General features: G+C 67.8%; 15 protein-coding genes and 1 pseudogene. 9 read left to right on the forward strand and 7 right to left on the reverse strand.

The features are described from left to right. Window positions 1-49 precede the first annotated feature (49 nt). Window positions 50-1,540 carry an NCS1 family nucleobase:cation symporter-1 gene (locus tag ACFXHE_RS37435; RefSeq protein ID WP_379389429.1) on the reverse strand — a complete coding sequence of 497 codons (1,491 nt, stop codon included), beginning with the start codon at window positions 1,538-1,540 and terminating at the stop codon, window positions 50-52. Between the two features lie 141 nt (window positions 1,541-1,681). Between ACFXHE_RS37435 and ilvA the strand changes: the two genes are divergently transcribed. Next, window positions 1,682-2,905: a threonine ammonia-lyase gene (gene ilvA / locus ACFXHE_RS37440; protein ID WP_379389431.1), complete on the forward strand. Its 1,224-nt coding sequence runs from the start codon at window positions 1,682-1,684 to the stop codon at window positions 2,903-2,905. Between the two features lie 27 nt (window positions 2,906-2,932). On the opposite strand, the gene ACFXHE_RS37445 is transcribed toward ilvA, so the two are convergent. After that, window positions 2,933-3,256, reverse strand: coding sequence for a DMT family transporter (locus ACFXHE_RS37445; protein ID WP_379389433.1), 324 nt, complete (start codon window positions 3,254-3,256; stop codon window positions 2,933-2,935). Between the two features lie 48 nt (window positions 3,257-3,304). Here ACFXHE_RS37445 and ACFXHE_RS37450 point away from each other — a divergent pair, with 48 nt between their 5' ends. Continuing rightward, window positions 3,305-3,532 (forward strand): hypothetical protein, encoded by a 228-nt coding sequence (locus tag ACFXHE_RS37450; RefSeq protein WP_379389435.1) that lies wholly within the window; start codon window positions 3,305-3,307, stop codon window positions 3,530-3,532. Window positions 3,533-3,672: 140 nt separating this feature from the next. On the opposite strand, the gene ACFXHE_RS37455 is transcribed toward ACFXHE_RS37450, so the two are convergent. Continuing rightward, window positions 3,673-6,609, reverse strand: a complete 2,937-nt coding sequence (locus tag ACFXHE_RS37455; protein ID WP_379389437.1) for an ATP-binding protein — start codon at window positions 6,607-6,609, stop codon at window positions 3,673-3,675. 189 nt (window positions 6,610-6,798) lie between these two features. Here ACFXHE_RS37455 and ACFXHE_RS37460 point away from each other — a divergent pair, with 189 nt between their 5' ends. From ACFXHE_RS37460 to ACFXHE_RS37485, 6 genes and pseudogenes are all read left to right on the forward strand, one after another. Beyond that, window positions 6,799-7,146, forward strand: a complete 348-nt coding sequence (locus tag ACFXHE_RS37460; protein ID WP_379389439.1) for a VOC family protein — start codon at window positions 6,799-6,801, stop codon at window positions 7,144-7,146. A gap of 49 nt (window positions 7,147-7,195) precedes the next feature. Further along, a complete protein-coding gene (locus tag ACFXHE_RS37465) occupies window positions 7,196-7,651 on the forward strand; it encodes an iron chaperone (RefSeq protein ID WP_379389441.1) in 456 nt (151 codons plus the stop codon). A gap of 231 nt (window positions 7,652-7,882) precedes the next feature. Continuing rightward, window positions 7,883-9,175 carry a DUF222 domain-containing protein gene (locus tag ACFXHE_RS37470; RefSeq protein ID WP_379389443.1) on the forward strand — a complete coding sequence of 431 codons (1,293 nt, stop codon included), beginning with the start codon at window positions 7,883-7,885 and terminating at the stop codon, window positions 9,173-9,175. A 9-nt stretch (window positions 9,176-9,184) separates the two neighbouring features. Beyond that, window positions 9,185-9,436: pseudogene (locus ACFXHE_RS37475) on the forward strand (hypothetical protein); the annotation flags it as partial. A 654-nt stretch (window positions 9,437-10,090) separates the two neighbouring features. Beyond that, window positions 10,091-11,392, forward strand: coding sequence for a hypothetical protein (locus ACFXHE_RS37480; protein ID WP_379389445.1), 1,302 nt, complete (start codon window positions 10,091-10,093; stop codon window positions 11,390-11,392). A 182-nt stretch (window positions 11,393-11,574) separates the two neighbouring features. Beyond that, a complete protein-coding gene (locus tag ACFXHE_RS37485) occupies window positions 11,575-11,757 on the forward strand; it encodes a hypothetical protein (protein ID WP_354848491.1) in 183 nt (60 codons plus the stop codon). A 60-nt stretch (window positions 11,758-11,817) separates the two neighbouring features. Here the strand turns inward: ACFXHE_RS37485 and argH are convergent, their stop codons facing one another. The 4 genes from argH to ACFXHE_RS37505 are packed head-to-tail and all read right to left on the reverse strand — an operon-like array spanning window position 11,818 to window position 15,409. Further along, a complete protein-coding gene (argH, locus tag ACFXHE_RS37490) occupies window positions 11,818-13,239 on the reverse strand; it encodes an argininosuccinate lyase (protein ID WP_379389447.1) in 1,422 nt (473 codons plus the stop codon). Next, on the reverse strand, window positions 13,236-13,463 hold the full coding sequence (locus tag ACFXHE_RS37495) for a hypothetical protein (RefSeq protein WP_379389449.1): 228 nt from the start codon (window positions 13,461-13,463) through the stop codon (window positions 13,236-13,238). Before ACFXHE_RS37495 ends, argH begins: the two co-directional genes overlap by 4 nt. Continuing rightward, window positions 13,463-14,152 (reverse strand): SAM-dependent methyltransferase, encoded by a 690-nt coding sequence (locus tag ACFXHE_RS37500; protein ID WP_379389451.1) that lies wholly within the window; start codon window positions 14,150-14,152, stop codon window positions 13,463-13,465. Before ACFXHE_RS37500 ends, ACFXHE_RS37495 begins: the two co-directional genes overlap by 1 nt. A 54-nt stretch (window positions 14,153-14,206) precedes the next feature. Further along, the gene (locus tag ACFXHE_RS37505; RefSeq protein ID WP_354848500.1) at window positions 14,207-15,409 is read right to left on the reverse strand and encodes an argininosuccinate synthase; all 1,203 of its coding nucleotides are present in this window, start codon (window positions 15,407-15,409) and stop codon (window positions 14,207-14,209) included. A gap of 253 nt (window positions 15,410-15,662) precedes the next feature. Here ACFXHE_RS37505 and ACFXHE_RS37510 point away from each other — a divergent pair, with 253 nt between their 5' ends. Further along, window positions 15,663-16,430 carry a trans-aconitate 2-methyltransferase gene (locus ACFXHE_RS37510; RefSeq protein WP_379389453.1) on the forward strand — a complete coding sequence of 256 codons (768 nt, stop codon included), beginning with the start codon at window positions 15,663-15,665 and terminating at the stop codon, window positions 16,428-16,430. Window positions 16,431-16,440 lie beyond the last annotated feature (10 nt).

Genomic DNA, 16,440 nt, shown 5'->3' on the forward strand with positions numbered 1-16,440 from the left:
GTCCAGCAAATCCCTGGCAGCGACCGGTATCGCTGCCAGGGATATCCCCTCAGGCTTCGACCATGAGCGTGGTGCGTGTGGCCAGCGCGTAGTAGATGACCAGCGCCAGACCGCATCCGATGAACCAGCTGTACTGGGCCGCGGTGTGCATGCCGTAGACGTCCTTGGCCAGCACCGGGAACACCGCCGCGATGGCGCCGATCACGGTGGCGATCACCGCGACCGGATTGAACCCGTTGCGGTACCAGTACTTTCCGCGCTCGGCCATGGTGAACAGGTCGTCCACCACGATGGTCCGCTTGCGCACCAGGTAGTAGTCGGCGATGAGCACCCCGAACAGCGGGCCGATGAACGCGCCCAGCACCTCGAGGGTGTAGTGGATGACGTCCGGGTTGTTGTACAGGTTCCACGGCGTGATCAGCACCGACCCGACCGCGGCGATCATCCCGCCCATGCGCCAGCTGATCTTCTGCGGGCTCACGTGCGAGAAGTCGAAGGCCGGGGAGATGAAGTTGGCGACGATATTGATGCCGACGGTGGCGATGGTGAAGGTCAGCGCGCCCAGCACGATGGCGAAGGTGGAGTCGATGCGCGAGACGGTCTCGACCGGATCGGTGATGAGCTCGCCGTACACCGGGATGGTCAGCGACGCGGTGATCACCACCAGCAGCGAGAACGCCAGGAAGTTGACCGGCAGGCCGAGCAGGTTGCCGCGCTTCACCGCCGCCATGGACTTGCTGTAGCGGGAGAAGTCACCGAAGTTCAGCATCGGGCCACAGAAGTAGGACACCACCAGCGCGATCGCGCCCAGGACCACGGGCAGCGCGTCCCAGCCGTGGTACTTCACCGCGCCCAGCTGCAGGTCGATGGCGCTCCAGCCGGCCTTGTAGATCAGGTAGCCGCACAGGAAGAACATGACGACATACACGGCGGGACCGCAGAAGTCGATGAACTTGCGAATGGACTCCATGCCCTGCCAGAACACGGCCGCCTGCACCACCCACAGCACGAGGTAGGCGCACCAGCCCAGCAGCGACAGGCCGAGGAAACCGTAGTCGCCGGACTTCGCGTACGGCGCCAGGCTCGGGAAGAGCTTGACCGCCACCACGATCAGCGCCGCCGAGGCCAGGTAGGTCTGAATCCCGTACCAGGCCACCGCGATCAGGCCGCGGATGATGGCCGGGATGTTCGCGCCCTTCACGCCGAAGGCGCTGCGGCACATGACCGGATACGGCACACCCGCCCGCTGGCTGGGCGCGGCCACCAGATTGCACAGGAAATATACGATCGTGATGCCGATGAGCAGGGCGGCCAGCACCTGCCAGCCGGCCAGGCCGAGGGCGAAAAGGCTGCCCGCCGTGACGTATCCGCCGACGCTGTGCACATCCGACATCCAGAAGGCGAAGATGTGGTACGAGCCCCAGGTCTGTTTCTTCAGGGGGGCGAGATCGTCATTGGTGAGCCTGGGGTCGTAGTCTGGAGCGGGTGTCGCCGCGGCGGGCTCCGCGCCCGCCGACGCGGGGGTGACGATGTCGGTCATGGGGTGTATCCGATCCGAAAGCCGATGATGGTGGGCTCAAGGTAGGAACGAGCCGTTCCCCGTGGATTGCTTTTCGGTTTCCGGGTTATTGCGTGATCCATATATCTTTCGCGAACGACAGGCGCGTGAATACCTGGCAACATGGCCCGTATGGAGCTCATGGCGCGGATCGAAGCGGCGGCGACCCTGCTGACACCGGTGACCCGGCGGACTCCCGTGGTGGCCTCGCGGGTGCTGTCGGAGCACATCGGGCACGACGTCTGGCTGAAGTGCGAGAACCTGCAGCGCACGGGATCGTTCAAGCCGCGCGGCGCCTACAACCGGATCGCCAATCTGTCCGCGGCCGAGCGGGCACGCGGGGTGGTGGCGGCCAGCGCGGGCAATCACGCGCAGGGGGTGGCGTGGGCGGCGACCTCGCTCGGGATCGACGCCACGGTATTCATGCCGGTGGGTGCGGCGCTGCCGAAACTGGTGGCCACCAGGGCCTATGGCGCGACCGTGCATCAGGTGGGCGACACCGTCGACCAATCCCTCGCCGCCGCACGGGATTTCGCGGAACGCGCCGGGGCGACGCTGGTGCACCCGTTCGATCACATCGATATCGTGGCCGGGCAGGCGACGGTCGGGCTCGAAATCCTCGACCAGCTCCCGGATGTCGGCACGGTGCTGGTGCCGACGGGCGGCGGCGGCTTGCTCGCGGGGGTCGCCGCGGCGGTGCAGCGGCTGAAGCCGCAGGTCCGGGTGATCGGTGTGCAGGCTGCCGAGGCGGCCGCCTGGCCCGCCTCGCTCGCGGCCGGGAAACCGGTGGCGCTGGAGCAGATGTCCACCATGGCCGACGGTATCGCGGTGGGCCGGCCCGGTGAGGTGCCGTTCGAGCACATTGTGGACAGCGCGCCCACCATCGTCACCGTCGACGAGGACGCGCTGTCCAAGGCGCTGCTGCTGTGCATGGAGCGGGCCAAGCTGATCGTCGAGCCCGCGGGCGCGGCGGGCGTCGCGGCGCTGATGGCCTGCAGCCCAGCCGAACTCGCGCTGGAGGGCCCGGTCTGCGCCATCCTCTCCGGCGGCAATATCGACCCGCTGCTGCTGACCCGCGTGATCGGCCACGGCCTCAGCGCCGCCGGCCGCTACCTCGCAGCCCGCGTCACCATCTCCGACCGTCCCGGCAGCCTGTCCCGCCTGCTCGCCGAGCTCGGCCGCACCGGCGCCAACGTCCTGGACGTGGTCCACTCCCGCACCGGCGCCTGGCTCGCCATCGACGAGGTCGAGGTGCTGCTCACCCTCGAAACACGCGGCCCCGCCCACCGCGCCGAGATGCTCACCGCCCTCGCGGACGCTGGATACCTGGTGCGCGTACAGGATTGACGACGGCGGAGGTCGCACTACCCAAGGTCAGTGCGCCCCACCGAGTTCCAGCGCCAGCACCCCCGCGATCACCAGGACGATCCCCCCGATCTGCACCGCCGTGATCCCCTCGTCCAGGAACAACGCCCCGATCGTCGCCACCGCCACCACCCCCACCGCCGACCAGATCCCATATGCCACCCCGATCGCCATCCCCCTCTTCAGCGCCTGCGACAGAAAATAGAACGCAGCCCCATACCCGATCACCACGATGATCGAAGGCACCAGCCTGCTGAACCCCTCCGAGATCTTCAGCGAAACAGTCGCCGTCACCTCACACGCAATAGCCAACGCCAGCAACAACAAGGTCATATCGCACTGTAACCACCCTTCACCCCGCTTCCGGAGTGCCTGGGCGACATGGAGCGCGCATGCGCCGAGCTGCGACGGGTGCTGCGTCCCGGCGGCCGGGTGGTGGTGGGTGTCGGCGAGCCGGAGGCCATGGCGAGAATGCCGTTCGCCCGCTACGGGATCCGGCTGCGGCCGGTGGCCGAGGTGATCGGGGCACTCGAACGAACCGGTCTGGTCGTCGAGCACAGCGTCATCGAACGCTGGCCGATCGACGGCCATTTGCTGGCCGGTCGCTGAGGCCGGCGCTGGGTCGCGCCCGCTCCGACGCCCTGGTCACCCGCGCTCGACACCGTTCCGAAGCGGGGTCTAGAGCGGGCGTAGTGCCAGGTCACGTCGTCATCCGGGGCGGCGAAGCAGAATACTTCGCTGCTGAACTGTTAGAGGTGCACGAGTGCTGTCATCGGGGACAGGCCCAGGGTCGTGAGCATGGCGGCGCCCTCGTTGGCGTCCGCACCGCCGGCCAGGATACGGGTCCGGGCCGACTGGTAAATGCAGCCAGCGGCGTCGAACGTGGTTGCGGTGGAGAGCAATCGGGCGCGGTCCTTGGCCGACAGGGCCTCGGACCGGTCGATGATGGCCGTGGCCACCGGGTTTCCGGTGACCTCGGCGCGTGCCTGTGCGAGATCGCCTGATGTGGTGGTGTTCCCGGTCAGGGCGGCGGCTTCGGCGTGCAGGGCCAAGTACCAGGGCAGCCACGCGCCGGACACCCGGGTGCGCGCCTCGGCCGGGGTCAGTTCGGTGCGTTCCAGCGCGTCCTCCGGCTGGCCGTGGTGCAGCATGAGCAGTGCGTCGAAAACGGCCTGGTAGCCATCGGCATCCGTGGCCGGGGTGCCGAGTTGCTGGAGTACGCCGGTCCATTCGCGTTCGGCGTCGTAGTCGTCGCGCAGGCCGTGGATCATGCGCACCCCGGCCACGGCCGCGCCGAGCGCCGAGCGGGCCGGGCGCTCCTCGCGATGCCAGGCCTCGAGGAAGCGCGCGCTGTGCGCGAGGACGTCATCGACATTGCCCGCCAACGCATCCGCCACCAGCAGGCGGCTGGTCGCGGTGTGTCCGACCTCGGCCAGCATCGGATGCTCGGCAAGCTGCCGTCCCCAGCGGCGCGCTCCGGCCAGATCGCCGGCCCCGAGACCGAATTCGGTGGCCTGGCCGAGCGCGTCGATCAGTTCGTGGGTACCGACCGGGTTGTCCGGTGTGGTCGAGAGCAGCCGGATGCGCCGCCGTGCGGTGGCCGCCGCGGCGCGCAATTCCCCGGCGCGGCTCTGAGCGGCGGCGAGAGCATCGAGGGCAGCGGATTCGGCGAACGGGTCACGGGTGCCGTGCGTGAGCTCGACAGCTCGCTCCGCACTCGAAACCACCTCCGGCGCAGGAACATCGGTAACGCCCTGCGGCGCACCGAAGGGATTGGCGAGAACAATGGCCTCGGCCAGTGCGATGGCAGCCCGAGCAGCCTCCGCCCGAGCAGCCTCCGCCCGAGCCGGATCGACCGTGACAGCCCCGGACCGAGCGATATCGGCCGGAGCAGCGGAAGCCGGCACGGTATCTGCCCCCGCCGCAACGGCCGACGCGATATCGGCCGGAGCGGCGGACGTTGGTGCGGTAGCGAGGCGGCGCGCCTCGGCGATGAGCGCGACCAGGTCTTCGCGGGCCGGGATGTGCTCGAACTTGCCCCAGAATCGGTAGGCAGATGCTGCCGCGGTCGCCAGTTCGATGGATGCGCCGACGGAATCCCCGGCGCGCTGGGCGAATTCGGCGGCGGCGTGGTGCAGGCGGTACATGTCGTCACCATTGCCCTGGCAGCCGGCGGCGGCCGCGGCGTGCCGCAGCAATTCCGCGGCGGCGGCCGGGTCGTCGGCGAGGTAGGCGGCCTGCTCGTAGCGCCATTGGGATTCGCCGGTGAGGTGCCGGGTGAACATCAGGGGAGCCAGTAGCCGCGCCAGGCCGTAGGCGTCGCTCCGATGGTCGGGTTGTTCGCCGGCCCAGCCGAGTGCCGCGCGGAAATCGTCTGCGGCGGCATCGAATCGGGCCCGCCAGTCGGCACGCACCACCGAGAGGTCGCCCGCCTCGGCCAGGCACCAGCGCAGATGACCGGCGCGGGCGTCGGTGACCTCACCCGCCGCCTCGAGTTGTTCGAGCCCGTACTGCCGGATGGTCTCCAGCGCGCGGAATTGGGTACCGGTCGGCGTATCGGTCACCACGAGCAGGCTCTGTTCGACCAGTCGCGCCAATCCGGCTGCCACCGCGCCCTTGTCGAGGCCCGCCGCATCGGCCGCCGCCTCGACGGGGAACGAGGTCATGAACACCGAGACCCGCCGCAGCAGCATCCGGTCCTCGGGCTCGAGCAGGGCGTGGCTCCAATCCAGGGCCGCGCGCACCGAGCGGTGCCGGTCGTCGGCGCGGGCGCCGCCGGAGAGCATGCGCAGCTGATCGTCCAAACCGGCGGCGAGACCGTCCAATCCGAGCGTGGTCCAGCGGGCGGCCGCCAGCTCGATGGCCAGCGCCACGCCGTCCAGGCGTTCGCAGAAGGTCGCAACCTGGTCGCGCATGGCGTGGTTGGGCGGCCAGCCGCCCGCCGCCGCGCGATCCATGAACAGGGCGACCGCGTCCGAATCACCGTCCCCGGCAAGCGACATCGGCGGGACCGTGTACACGCGCTCGAATGGCACCATCAGCCGGGCGCGGCTGGTGGCCAGCACGCTCATACCCGGGCACGCCGCCAGCAACTGCTCCACGAAGGGAGCGACGCCGTCCCGCACGTGTTCGCAATTGTCCAGCACCAGCAGTGCGTTCCGGTCGGCGAGCGCGGCCAGCACGGCGCGGTCGAAGCCGCGGCCCGGCTGCTCACCGATGCCCAGCGCCATGGCGACGGTGCCCGCGACCACACACATATCCGGGCTGGTGATCGGCACCAGGTCGACGAACCACACGCCGTCGGCGAAGTCGGCGGCCACGTCCGCCACCACCGCCAGGGCGAGCCGCGTCTTGCCGACGCCGCCGGGTCCGACCGCGGTCACCTGCCGCTGCGTCTTGATCAGTTCGGTGAGCTCGGCCCGCTCCCGCGTGCGACCGATGAACGAGGTCAACGGTTTCGGCAGCGCCGGCGCGGGTCGCGGGCTCGCGGCCCGGGTCGCGGCGGCGTGCAGGGCCAGCGCCCGCCGGTCGGGCATGTCCAGTTTCCGCAGCAGCGAGGACACGTGGCTCTCCACCGTGCGCACCGAGATGAACAGTCGCGCACCGATCTCGGCATTACTGAGGTGCTCGCCCACCAGGGTCAGCACTTCCGCCTCGCGAGTGGAGATTTCCGACGTCACAGCCATGAATTCAGTCTGCCCCATCGGTCGCCGGAAGACGGTACCGATGGGTTCGGTGTGGCTCTCCGTGGTGGATTCCGTGGTCACCACGGATGTGACCGAGGGGCCCCGGGAGCGAAGCTGAATGCACACCGGGTTCGCAGGAGCCAACCGGACCACAGGGTCGCTTCGGACCCCCACTCACCAGGAGAAATCATGACCACGCTGGGCATCAGGACCGTGCTGCACCCCGTCTCCGACCTCGCCGCCGCCAAGACCGTCTACACCGCGCTGCTGGGCATCGAGCCCCAGACCGACTCGCCCTACTACATCGGTTTCGAGTCCGAGGGCCAGCACATCGGCCTGGTCCCCGCGGGCAGCCCGCAGAGCCCGGCCGCCCCCGTCTCCTACTGGCACGTCGGCGATATCGAGGCCAAGGTCGCCGAGCTCACCGCCGCCGGCGCGACCGTCCAGCAACCCGCGCGCGAGGTGGGCGGCGGCCGCCTGGTCGCCACCCTCACCGATGCTGACGGCAATGTCCTGGGCCTCATCCAGGACCGCTGACCGCAACCCCGTCCAGCCCTCTCCCCCACTCCCGCAAAGGAATCCAGCCATGGCCACCGAAACCACCACCAAGAAGACCACCGTCGGCTTCAGTGCCGAAGAGCGCGCCGCCATGAAAGCCCATGCCGCGGAACTGAAGACCGCCGCCCGCCGCAGCTCCCGCTCCGCCAAGGCCGACGGCGAACAGGACGTCCTGGCCAAGATCGCCGAAATGACCAGCACCGACCGCGAGATCGCCGAACGCCTGCACGCCCTCATCAAATCCGTGGCCCCCGAACTCACCTGCAAAACCTGGTACGGCATGCCGTCCTACATGCGCGACGGCAAGATCGTCTGCTTCTTCCAGACCGCCGCCAAGTTCAAGACCCGCTACGCCGTCCTGGGTTTCAACGACATCGCCAACCTCGACGACGGTGACCTGTGGGCCGTCAACTACGCACTGAAGGCAATGACCCCTGAGACCGAATCCCGCATCACCGACCTCCTGAAGCGGGCCCTGAGCTAGTGCCGCCTCCGGGACGGTTGATGGTGTAACCCCCCACCCGCGGTGGCGGGTTACACCATCGGCCATCGACCCGGTGGTGCCGCGTCAGGCAATGCGGGTAGGTTGATCCGTTGGAAAGCAATAGGATTGGAAAGAAAGCCACTCCCCACTTCGCCGGAATTCTACTGAATTACCTTGGCATACTGGACATTTCGGATTCCCATGCATTGTTGACAGCGGTAGAATTAGCACATGGATTCGAAGAGGACAACACTCGACACCTGCGGCATCGCCGAATTGGCGACCGCGGTCGAGACCTTGTTGAATTCGATCCTCCACGGCAACCTGGATCAATTCACGGACGGTGATGTCGTGGAATTGATGCGAAAGCTGGAAACCTGCAAACGGCAACTGTCCGCACTGGATTCGCGATTGATCATCGAAACCTCCGATCGTTCGCTGCCGCAGAAGAATGGGGACAAGGATCTGGTGCCGTTCCTGCGCCACACCCTCGGCTTGTCCCGCTACGACGCCTCGGTGCGGGTGAAGATCACCGGTGCATACGGAGAGTTCTTCGACCGCACCGGGCAACTCTCCGCAGCGACTCTGGCCGCGACCGCCAAAGCCTTTGAGACCGCCGACATCTCCCGCGACCACGTGCGCGGCATCGTCGAGATCATGACGCACCTGCCCTCCGATATCCCCACACAAGCACGGGCCGAGGCCGAGGAACTGCTGGTCGCGTTCTGCCACACCGGCTCCCCCGATGACCTGCCCAAGATCGGCCGCGAAATCCTCGCCCGCCTCGACCCCAACGGGACCGTGATCTCCGATGCCGACCGGCGTCGCCGTCGCGGCATCGTGATCGGCCGCCCCGGCGTGGACGGCATGTCGAAGATCGAAGGCTGGCTCACCCCCGAACTGCGCGCGTCGCTGGACGCGATCCTCGCCAAGCTCGCACGGCCCGGCATGTGCAACATCGACGACACCGAAATCCTCGCCGCCACAGCTCGAATCGATTCCAAGGTCCTCGAAGCCGCCGCACGCCGCGACCGTCGCGATGCCGCGCAGCGCACCCACGACGCGCTCCACGCGCTGCTGCAGCCGGATATCAACATCGGCAAGGCTGGCGTCAACGCCACCAAGCCCCATGCCAGCGCGGCCGAGTCTGGCGTCAACACCGCCGAACTCGCCGTCAACACCGGCAAGCTCGGCATCAGCGCTGCCGAGCTCGGCTCCCACCGAGGCATGCGCGTACAGCCGGTGCTGACAATGAGCCTGGCCGATGTGGAGCGCGGCGCGGGTGTGGCGACCACCAGCACCGGCGGCCACGTAAGCATCCATGAGGCCCTCGAGATGGCTCAGGGCACCCGCCCGGTGCTCGCAGTGTTGGACACCAACGAGATTCCGCTCTACCTGGGCCGCTGCGAGCGCCTTGCGACCTCCGGTCAGCGCCTCGCCCTCATCGCCCGGGACAAGGGCTGCACCCGCCCGGGCTGCGATGCACCAGCGAGCATGTCCGCCGCCCACCACATCACCGACTGAGCCGGCGGCGGACCCACCGACCTGAACAACCTGGCGTTGGCATGCGATCACTGCCACGCACTCGTCAACAACAGCCGAGACGGGTGGAAAACAATTGTGATGGGCCAGGATTCACCACACCCCGGACGGTGCGGATGGATCGCACCGAAGCACATCGACCCCACCCAAACCCCACAGGTCAACGAGCGTCATCACGTGGCGGAGCGGCTGGCCGCCAGGATCGAATCCAGTTGCCGGAAGTGGGGTTCACGGGTGGCGTGAGCCCCGAGGCGGCCGGTGTCCCACCATGTGTGCGCAGGGACGGGGAGGTGTAGTTACGTCGCCCGCCCTGCCGCACTGGAGCTGACGCCCAGCCGGGAGCCACACATCACCTCCCAGCCCACCGGTTGCACGTATCACCTCTACCGACAACTCGAGACCGCCAAGGATTTCCCCAGCTCGTGGTTCTTTGACAACTACATAGAGACGATGAACGGCCGAGCCGTAATGGGGCTGGTAGGTGAGGGGGCCTCCAAGCTCGGCCACCCTCTCTCCCTCCTCCAGGCATCTTTTATCTTTTGTCTCTTCAGTCTTTTGGCTCTATCGTCCTACTGTGATCTTCTTCGATGGAAAGGGCGCCAAGCGCCCCTGCCGGTGATCCCCGGCCAGTGGCCGACCTCCGAGAACACGGATGGCCGGACCACTTTTCTTGCTCACGCCCTCAGCCTCGCAGCCATGCACGGTGCGGAACCCTGGCCACACGGTGGCAATCCGCTCCCAGATGACGATCCTGGCGAGCGAACATTCCTCAATTCGACTGTCCTGGACGGCGTCCGAACCCATCACTTCGCTATGGACTCCGAATCACCGCCCGCCACTGCCCTTGCCGACCTGATCACTGAGGTCGCCACCCTTCCAGAGACAAATACCCCAGCGGTGCTTCATGATCGGCTCGCCGAATACCGAGCCCTCGATGTGGCCGACGATCTCGCCCGGGAACTGCGGACGCGGGAAGTCCCCGCCGCGGACCTGCGATCGCTGGCCCGCCGACTTCTGGAGAACGGCACCCGCCGCAATGCCGTCGCACTCGGCATCGTCATGCTGGGCATTGCGGGTGATCACCGCGACCGTGAACTGCTCCTACTCCTGGGCAGTTTGGAAGACCTCACACTGTATGCGGCCGTCGCGCTGGCCAATTCCCAGCCGGACCGTGATGCGGCGGTTTACGAGCTGGCCCAGCGCGTGGATGGCTGGGGACGGATCCATGCCGTGGAACGCCTGGCGGGGACCCAGAATCCGGAGATCAAGAATTGGCTGCTACGCACCGGGTTCCGCAATCGCATACTGAACGAATACCTCGCACATCTCGCGGCGACCACCGGGGATCTCCACAGCGCACTACTCGCACCCGATGTCGACGCCGAACTGCTGAACAGCACCGCCGATCTCCTCGCGGCTCTCACCGGGTGGGGCGGACCAGCGCAGGACATCCGTCATTACCCTGATGCGCTACCCGTGCTGGCTCGATTCGCCGAACTGCTCCACGAAGCGCCCCCGACCCTCCGTATCGTCTGCGCGGTCGGATCGTTCCCCCAGCAGCTGAAACGTGCTGCCCCGAAAGCGGACTGGGAGCCCACTCGAATATCCGCCGTCATCGACCAGTACTCGGCACTGCTCGAGCGTCCCGACTGGCGTGAACTGGTGATGGCCGAACTCCTCGACCCCGTAGATGATTTCGCCTTGAACCAGGCCCTGCGAAGCTCCGAGGCCGTAGGCTTCGACGCCTACCCACATGCACTGGCACACCTCCGCAAGGGTGTACTCAGCGTTTACGCGTGGCAATGGGTCGCCAAGCGGACACCCGACCACGAGGTCGCAGGACTCGCCAGGCTGACACAGGAGCAGTTGCCGCTGGATGAGATGGCGAGCGGACCGCTCTCACGAAATCAGAGCCGCTCCCTGTGGCAACCCGAAGACCACATCCTCTCGGTTGTACTCGCTCGTCTGGACCACAGATCGGGTGACGTGGGAGCGCCCTTGCTGCGGGCCGGGATTCGCGGCCGCACCGTGCGATTGCGCAACGTGGCCATCCGCAAGCTTGCGGAGGTGTTCGGGCCAGATCTGCCGGCCGATGTCCGCGAGTGGGTCGGCGCGGCCGCCGTCGCGGAACCCGACGATGTTGTCCGCGCCGAGCTGGTGAAACTCCTGGAGCGGGCGACCTTGGACTTCGAGCAATAAATGGGATGCGTTGAATGCCCAGGCCCGGTTACAGTGCTCCGCATGTGGCTGCAGCTGTTCTCCTGAGCACGATTCGTTTGTGACGCCCGGCGGTCTGCCGATTTGACCGTGCCTGTGGCATTCCCGATTCCGACCGGCGATCGAACCCGGTCCGTCGGTCACGCATACCCATAGGAGGACTCATGCCCGAGCGCTTTCCGCTGCCCGAAATCCCTGCCGAGGACCCCGCCGAACGCCCGTTGTCGCGGCGCGAACGGCGCGGGAAGGGCGACAAGAAGCAGCAGACCACCGCGAACGGAAAGGTGCACGACGCCGGTCGTGCCGCGGTGCCCGCCGCGAAGCACATGAATTATCGACGCGGATGACGAAAGCGGCCCGTTGGATTTTCAGGTTGGAAATCCAACGGGCCGTTACCGTTTCGAGTATCAGCTGAGCCAGGCGCGCTGGGTGGCGGCGGTGCCGCGCACCTCCTCGAGCTGCTTGGCGACCTGGGTTCCCGCGGTCCCGCCGCGCGCATTGCGGGAGGCGATGGAGCCTTCGACGGTGAGGACCTCACGGACACCTGGCGTGATGGCCGGGTCGACGGCGGCGAACTCCGCGTCGGTGAGCTCGTCCAGGCCGACGCCGCGGGACTCGGCAACACGGACACATCCGCCCGCGGCCTCGTGGGCGACGCGGAACGGAACACCCTGGCGGACAAGCCATTCGGCGATATCAGTGGCGAGGGTGAAGCCAGCGGGGGCGAGCTCGGCCATGCGGTCGGTGTGGAAGGTCAGGGTGGAGACCAGACCCGCGATGGCGGGCAGCAGCAGTTCGAGCTGGGCGACCGAGTCGAAGACCGGCTCCTTGTCCTCCTGCAGGTCACGGTTGTAGGCCAGCGGCTGAGCCTTCAGGGTCGCGAGCAGGCCGGTGACATTGCCGATGAGGCGGCCCGCCTTGCCGCGGGTGAGCTCGGAAACGTCCGGATTCTTCTTCTGCGGCATGATCGAGGAGCCGGTGGACCAGGCGTCGGCCAGGGTGATGTAGCCGAATTCCGGTGTGCTCCAGATGATCACCTCTTCGGCCATGCGGCTCAAATCGACGGCGATCATGGCCAGTATGAACGCGGCCTCGGCGGCGAAGTCACGCGAGGAGGTGGCGTCGATGGAGTTCGCGGCGGAGGAGTCGAAGTTCAGTTCGGCGGCAATGGCTTCCGGATCCAGGCCCAGAGAGGAGCCCGCCAGCGCGCCGGAACCGTACGGCGACACCGCGGCCCGCTTGTCGAAGTCGCGGATCCGGTCGATGTCACGCAGCAGCGGGTGGGCGTGCGCGAGCAGGTGGTGGCCCAGCAGCACCGGCTGGGCGGCCTGCAGGTGGGTCTTGCCCGGCATGACCGCGTCGGGGTGCGCCGCGGCCTGCTCGACCAGGGCGTCCACCACGTCCAGCACGCCGGAGGCGATGCGCCGCACCGCATCCCGCAGCCACATGCGGAACAGCGTGGCCACCTGGTCGTTGCGGGAGCGGCCCGCGCGCAGGCGGCCACCCAGCTCGGTGCCGACTCGGTCGATCAGCCCGCGCTCCAGCGCGCCGTGCACGTCCTCATCGGATTCGAGGGGGCCGAAGGCGCCCGATTCCACATCCGCCGCAAGCTGATCCAGGCCCGCGAGCATGCCCGCCAGGTCGGTCTCCGACAGCAGCCCGGCCTTGTGCAGCACGCGCGCGTGAGCCTTGGAGGCGCGAATGTCGTACGGCGCGAGCGCCCAGTCGAAGTGGGTCGACTTGCTCAGCGCCGCCATCGCCGCGGCCGGGCCGGACGCGAAGCGTCCACCCCACAGCGCGCCTTCATTGGTGCTGCCGCCCTGGGTCATAGCGTGTCGTCTCCTCGCGGTTTCGTCGCGGTCATCAGAATGTGTTGGGTCATAACGGCCCGGACCGCCTCGGGAACGGCCCGGCCGCGGTCCTCGAGCAGGGCGACCGGGTCGCCCTCGGTGACCAGCCAGCGGTGCATGGCGAACCAGCTGCGGGGGTCCTCGCGGCCCTCCCACGGGTAGAACAGATCTTCCAGGTCCAGCTTCAGCCCGGCATCCGCCATCACCTTGCGGCGCCGCTCCCGGAACTCGTCGGCAGGTCACCGGACCCGGTGCCGAGGTTGATCGCCATCCGGCTGCCCGGCGCGCTGAGTTCCACCACGCGCTCGAGCAGTTGAGTCTGGGCGTGTCCGGGCAGGTAGCGCAGCAGCCCCTCGGCCAGCCAGGCGGTCGGCCGATCCGGTTCGAACCCCTTGTCCAGCAAGGCTTTCGGCCAGTCCTGCCGCAGATCGACCGGCACCTCACGGCGATCGGCCACCGGCTCGTCATCGGCGAGCGCCCGGGCCTTGAACGCCAGCACCTTCGGCTGATCCAGCTCGAAAATCCGGGTGTCCGAGGGCCATTCGAGCCGGTAGGCCCGCGCGTCCAGGCCGGCGGCCAGGATCACGATCTGCCGGATCCCGGCCCGCACGGCCGCGGCGAAATATTCGTCGAAGTAGACGGTGCGGGCCACCAGGACATTGCCCAACGACCAGGCCTGGTAGTCGCCGTCGCTGATGCTCCGGCGGCTCAGCGCCCCGGACATCATGGCGTTCCAGCCCTCGGACCCGACCGCGGCTACCAGCTTCGCCGCGTACGGGTCGTGGAACAGGGCGTCCTCGCGGCTGGTCTCATAGGCGCGAATGGCCGACACGCCGATGGCGGTCGCGCCCACGCTCTCCGTGATGTCCCAACTGTCGTCATCGGTTCGCATGGACGCGTCTCCTTCGGCCGGCGCTTGAATGGAATCAGCTCCGGTCGCAGGCTACTACTTGCTGTTGAGATCCCGCCGCGCCGCGACCTTGGAGGACAGGCCGTGGATCTGGACGAAGCCCTTGGCCAGCGACTGGTCGAAGGTGTCGCCCTCGTCGTAGGTGGCGAGGTTGAAGTCGTAGAGCGACTCGTCGGAGCGACGGCCGTTGACCACGACGCTGCCGCCGTGCAGGACCATCCGGACATCACCGGACACGTGCTGCTGGGTCTCGGCGACGAAGGCGTCCAGCGCGCGCTTCAGTGGCGAGTACCACAGGCCGTCGTACACCAGCTCGCCCCAGCGCTGCTCGACCTGCCGCTTGTAGCGGCCCAGCTCGCGCTCGATGGTGACCGCTTCCATCTCCTGGTGCGCGGTGATCAGCGCGATGGCGCCGGGGGCCTCGTAGATCTCGCGGCTCTTGATGCCGACGAGCCGGTCCTCGACCATGTCGAGGCGGCCCACACCCTGGCGGCCGGCCCGCTTGTTCAGCTCGGTGATGGCCTCGAGCATGGTGACCGGGCGGCCGTCGATGGCGACCGGCACACCCTTGTCGAAGGTGACGATGAGCTCGTCGGGCGCCTCGAAGTTGACGGTCGGGTCGACGGTGTAGTCGTAGACGTCCTTGGTCGGGGCGTTCCACAGGTCCTCGAGGAAGCCGGTCTCGACCGCGCGGCCCCACAGGTTCTGGTCGATGGAGAACGGCGACTTCTTGGACACGTTGATCGGCAGCTTGTTCTCGCCGGCGAACTCGATGGCCTTCTCACGGGTCCAGGCGTAGTCGCGGACCGGGGCGATGACCTTCAGGTCGGGCGCGAGCGCGCCGATGCCGACCTCGAAGCGGACCTGGTCGTTGCCCTTGCCGGTGCAGCCGTGCGAGACGGTGTCGGCGCCGTGGTACTCGGCGGCCTCGACCAGGTGCTTGACGATCAGCGGCCGGGAGATGGCCGAGACCAGCGGGTAGCGGCCCATGTAGAGGGCGTTGGCCTGGATGGTCGGCAGGCAGTACTCGTTGGCGAACTCGTCGCGGGCGTCCACGACGATGGACTCGACGGCGCCGCAGTCCAGCGCGCGCTGGCGCACGTCGTTCATGTCCTCGCCACCCTGGCCGAGGTCGATGGCGACGGCGACGACCTCCGCGCCGGTCTCCTTACCGATCCAGCTGATGGCGACTGAGGTGTCCAGCCCGCCGGAGTAGGCGAGTACGACGCGCTTGGTCATAGTCCGTGTGCTCCTCGATTGTTCGTATAGGCCCTCGACCGGTGTGCTGCCCCGCGGTCCCGTCCCGGTCCCTCTGGCGCGCTCCGTCGTCCTGCAAATGATTATGCATGACGATGCAATCCCATTCATAACCGGGGCCCTCGCCTGCATGGATCCGGCCGCCGGTGACCGTCACATCCTTGCACCGGAACCCACCGAGGAATACAGTACGAACGTACGGTTTGGGAAATTCGACGTTCATACGGAGGGGCCCATGTGGGATCCGGACAAGTACCTCGCCTTCGACGACCTGCGCGCGCGACCGTTCTTCGACCTGGTCGGGCGGATCGGCGCGGACAAACCCCGGCGGGTGGCCGATGTCGGCTGCGGCCCGGGCAATCTCACCGCGGCACTCGCGACCAGGTGGCCGGGGGCGGCCCTCGAGGCGTTCGACTCCTCGCCCGAAATGGTCGCCGCGGCAAGGGAACACGGCATCGACGCAACTGTCGCTGAGGTCCGCGACTGGCGGCCCGCACCGGACACCGACGTGGTGGTGACCAATGCGGTACTGCAGTGGGTACCGGATCATCTTGCGCTGCTGCCGGATTGGGTGGCGGCCCTGCCGGACGGCGCCTGGCTGGCGATTCAGGTGCCCGGGAACTTCGATGCGCCTTCACATCTCGCGATCCGGGAGCTCGCGTCGTCGCCGCGGTGGCGGGAGCGACTGGGGGCGGCGGGGATTCTGGATCGGCAGGCGGTGCCCGATCCCGCCGGATACGCCGGGGTGCTGACCGCGGCCGGATGCCGGGTGGATGCCTGGGAGACCACCTATCTGCAGCCGCTGACCGGGGATGATCCGGTACTGGAATGGGTGACCGGAACCGCACTGCGTCCGGTCCGCGACGCGCTCGACGATGCCGCGTGGCAGGACTTCCGGGCCGAGCTCGCGCCACTGCTGCGATCGGCCTATCCGCAGCAGCCGGACGGTGTCACCTGGTTGCCGTTCCGTCGCGTGTTCGCGGTCGCGCACAAGCCGGAGTGAGAGGAACCGG

The sequence above is a fragment of the Nocardia sp. NPDC059229 genome, from assembly GCF_042754165.1.
Taxonomy (GTDB): domain Bacteria; phylum Actinomycetota; class Actinomycetes; order Mycobacteriales; family Mycobacteriaceae; genus Nocardia.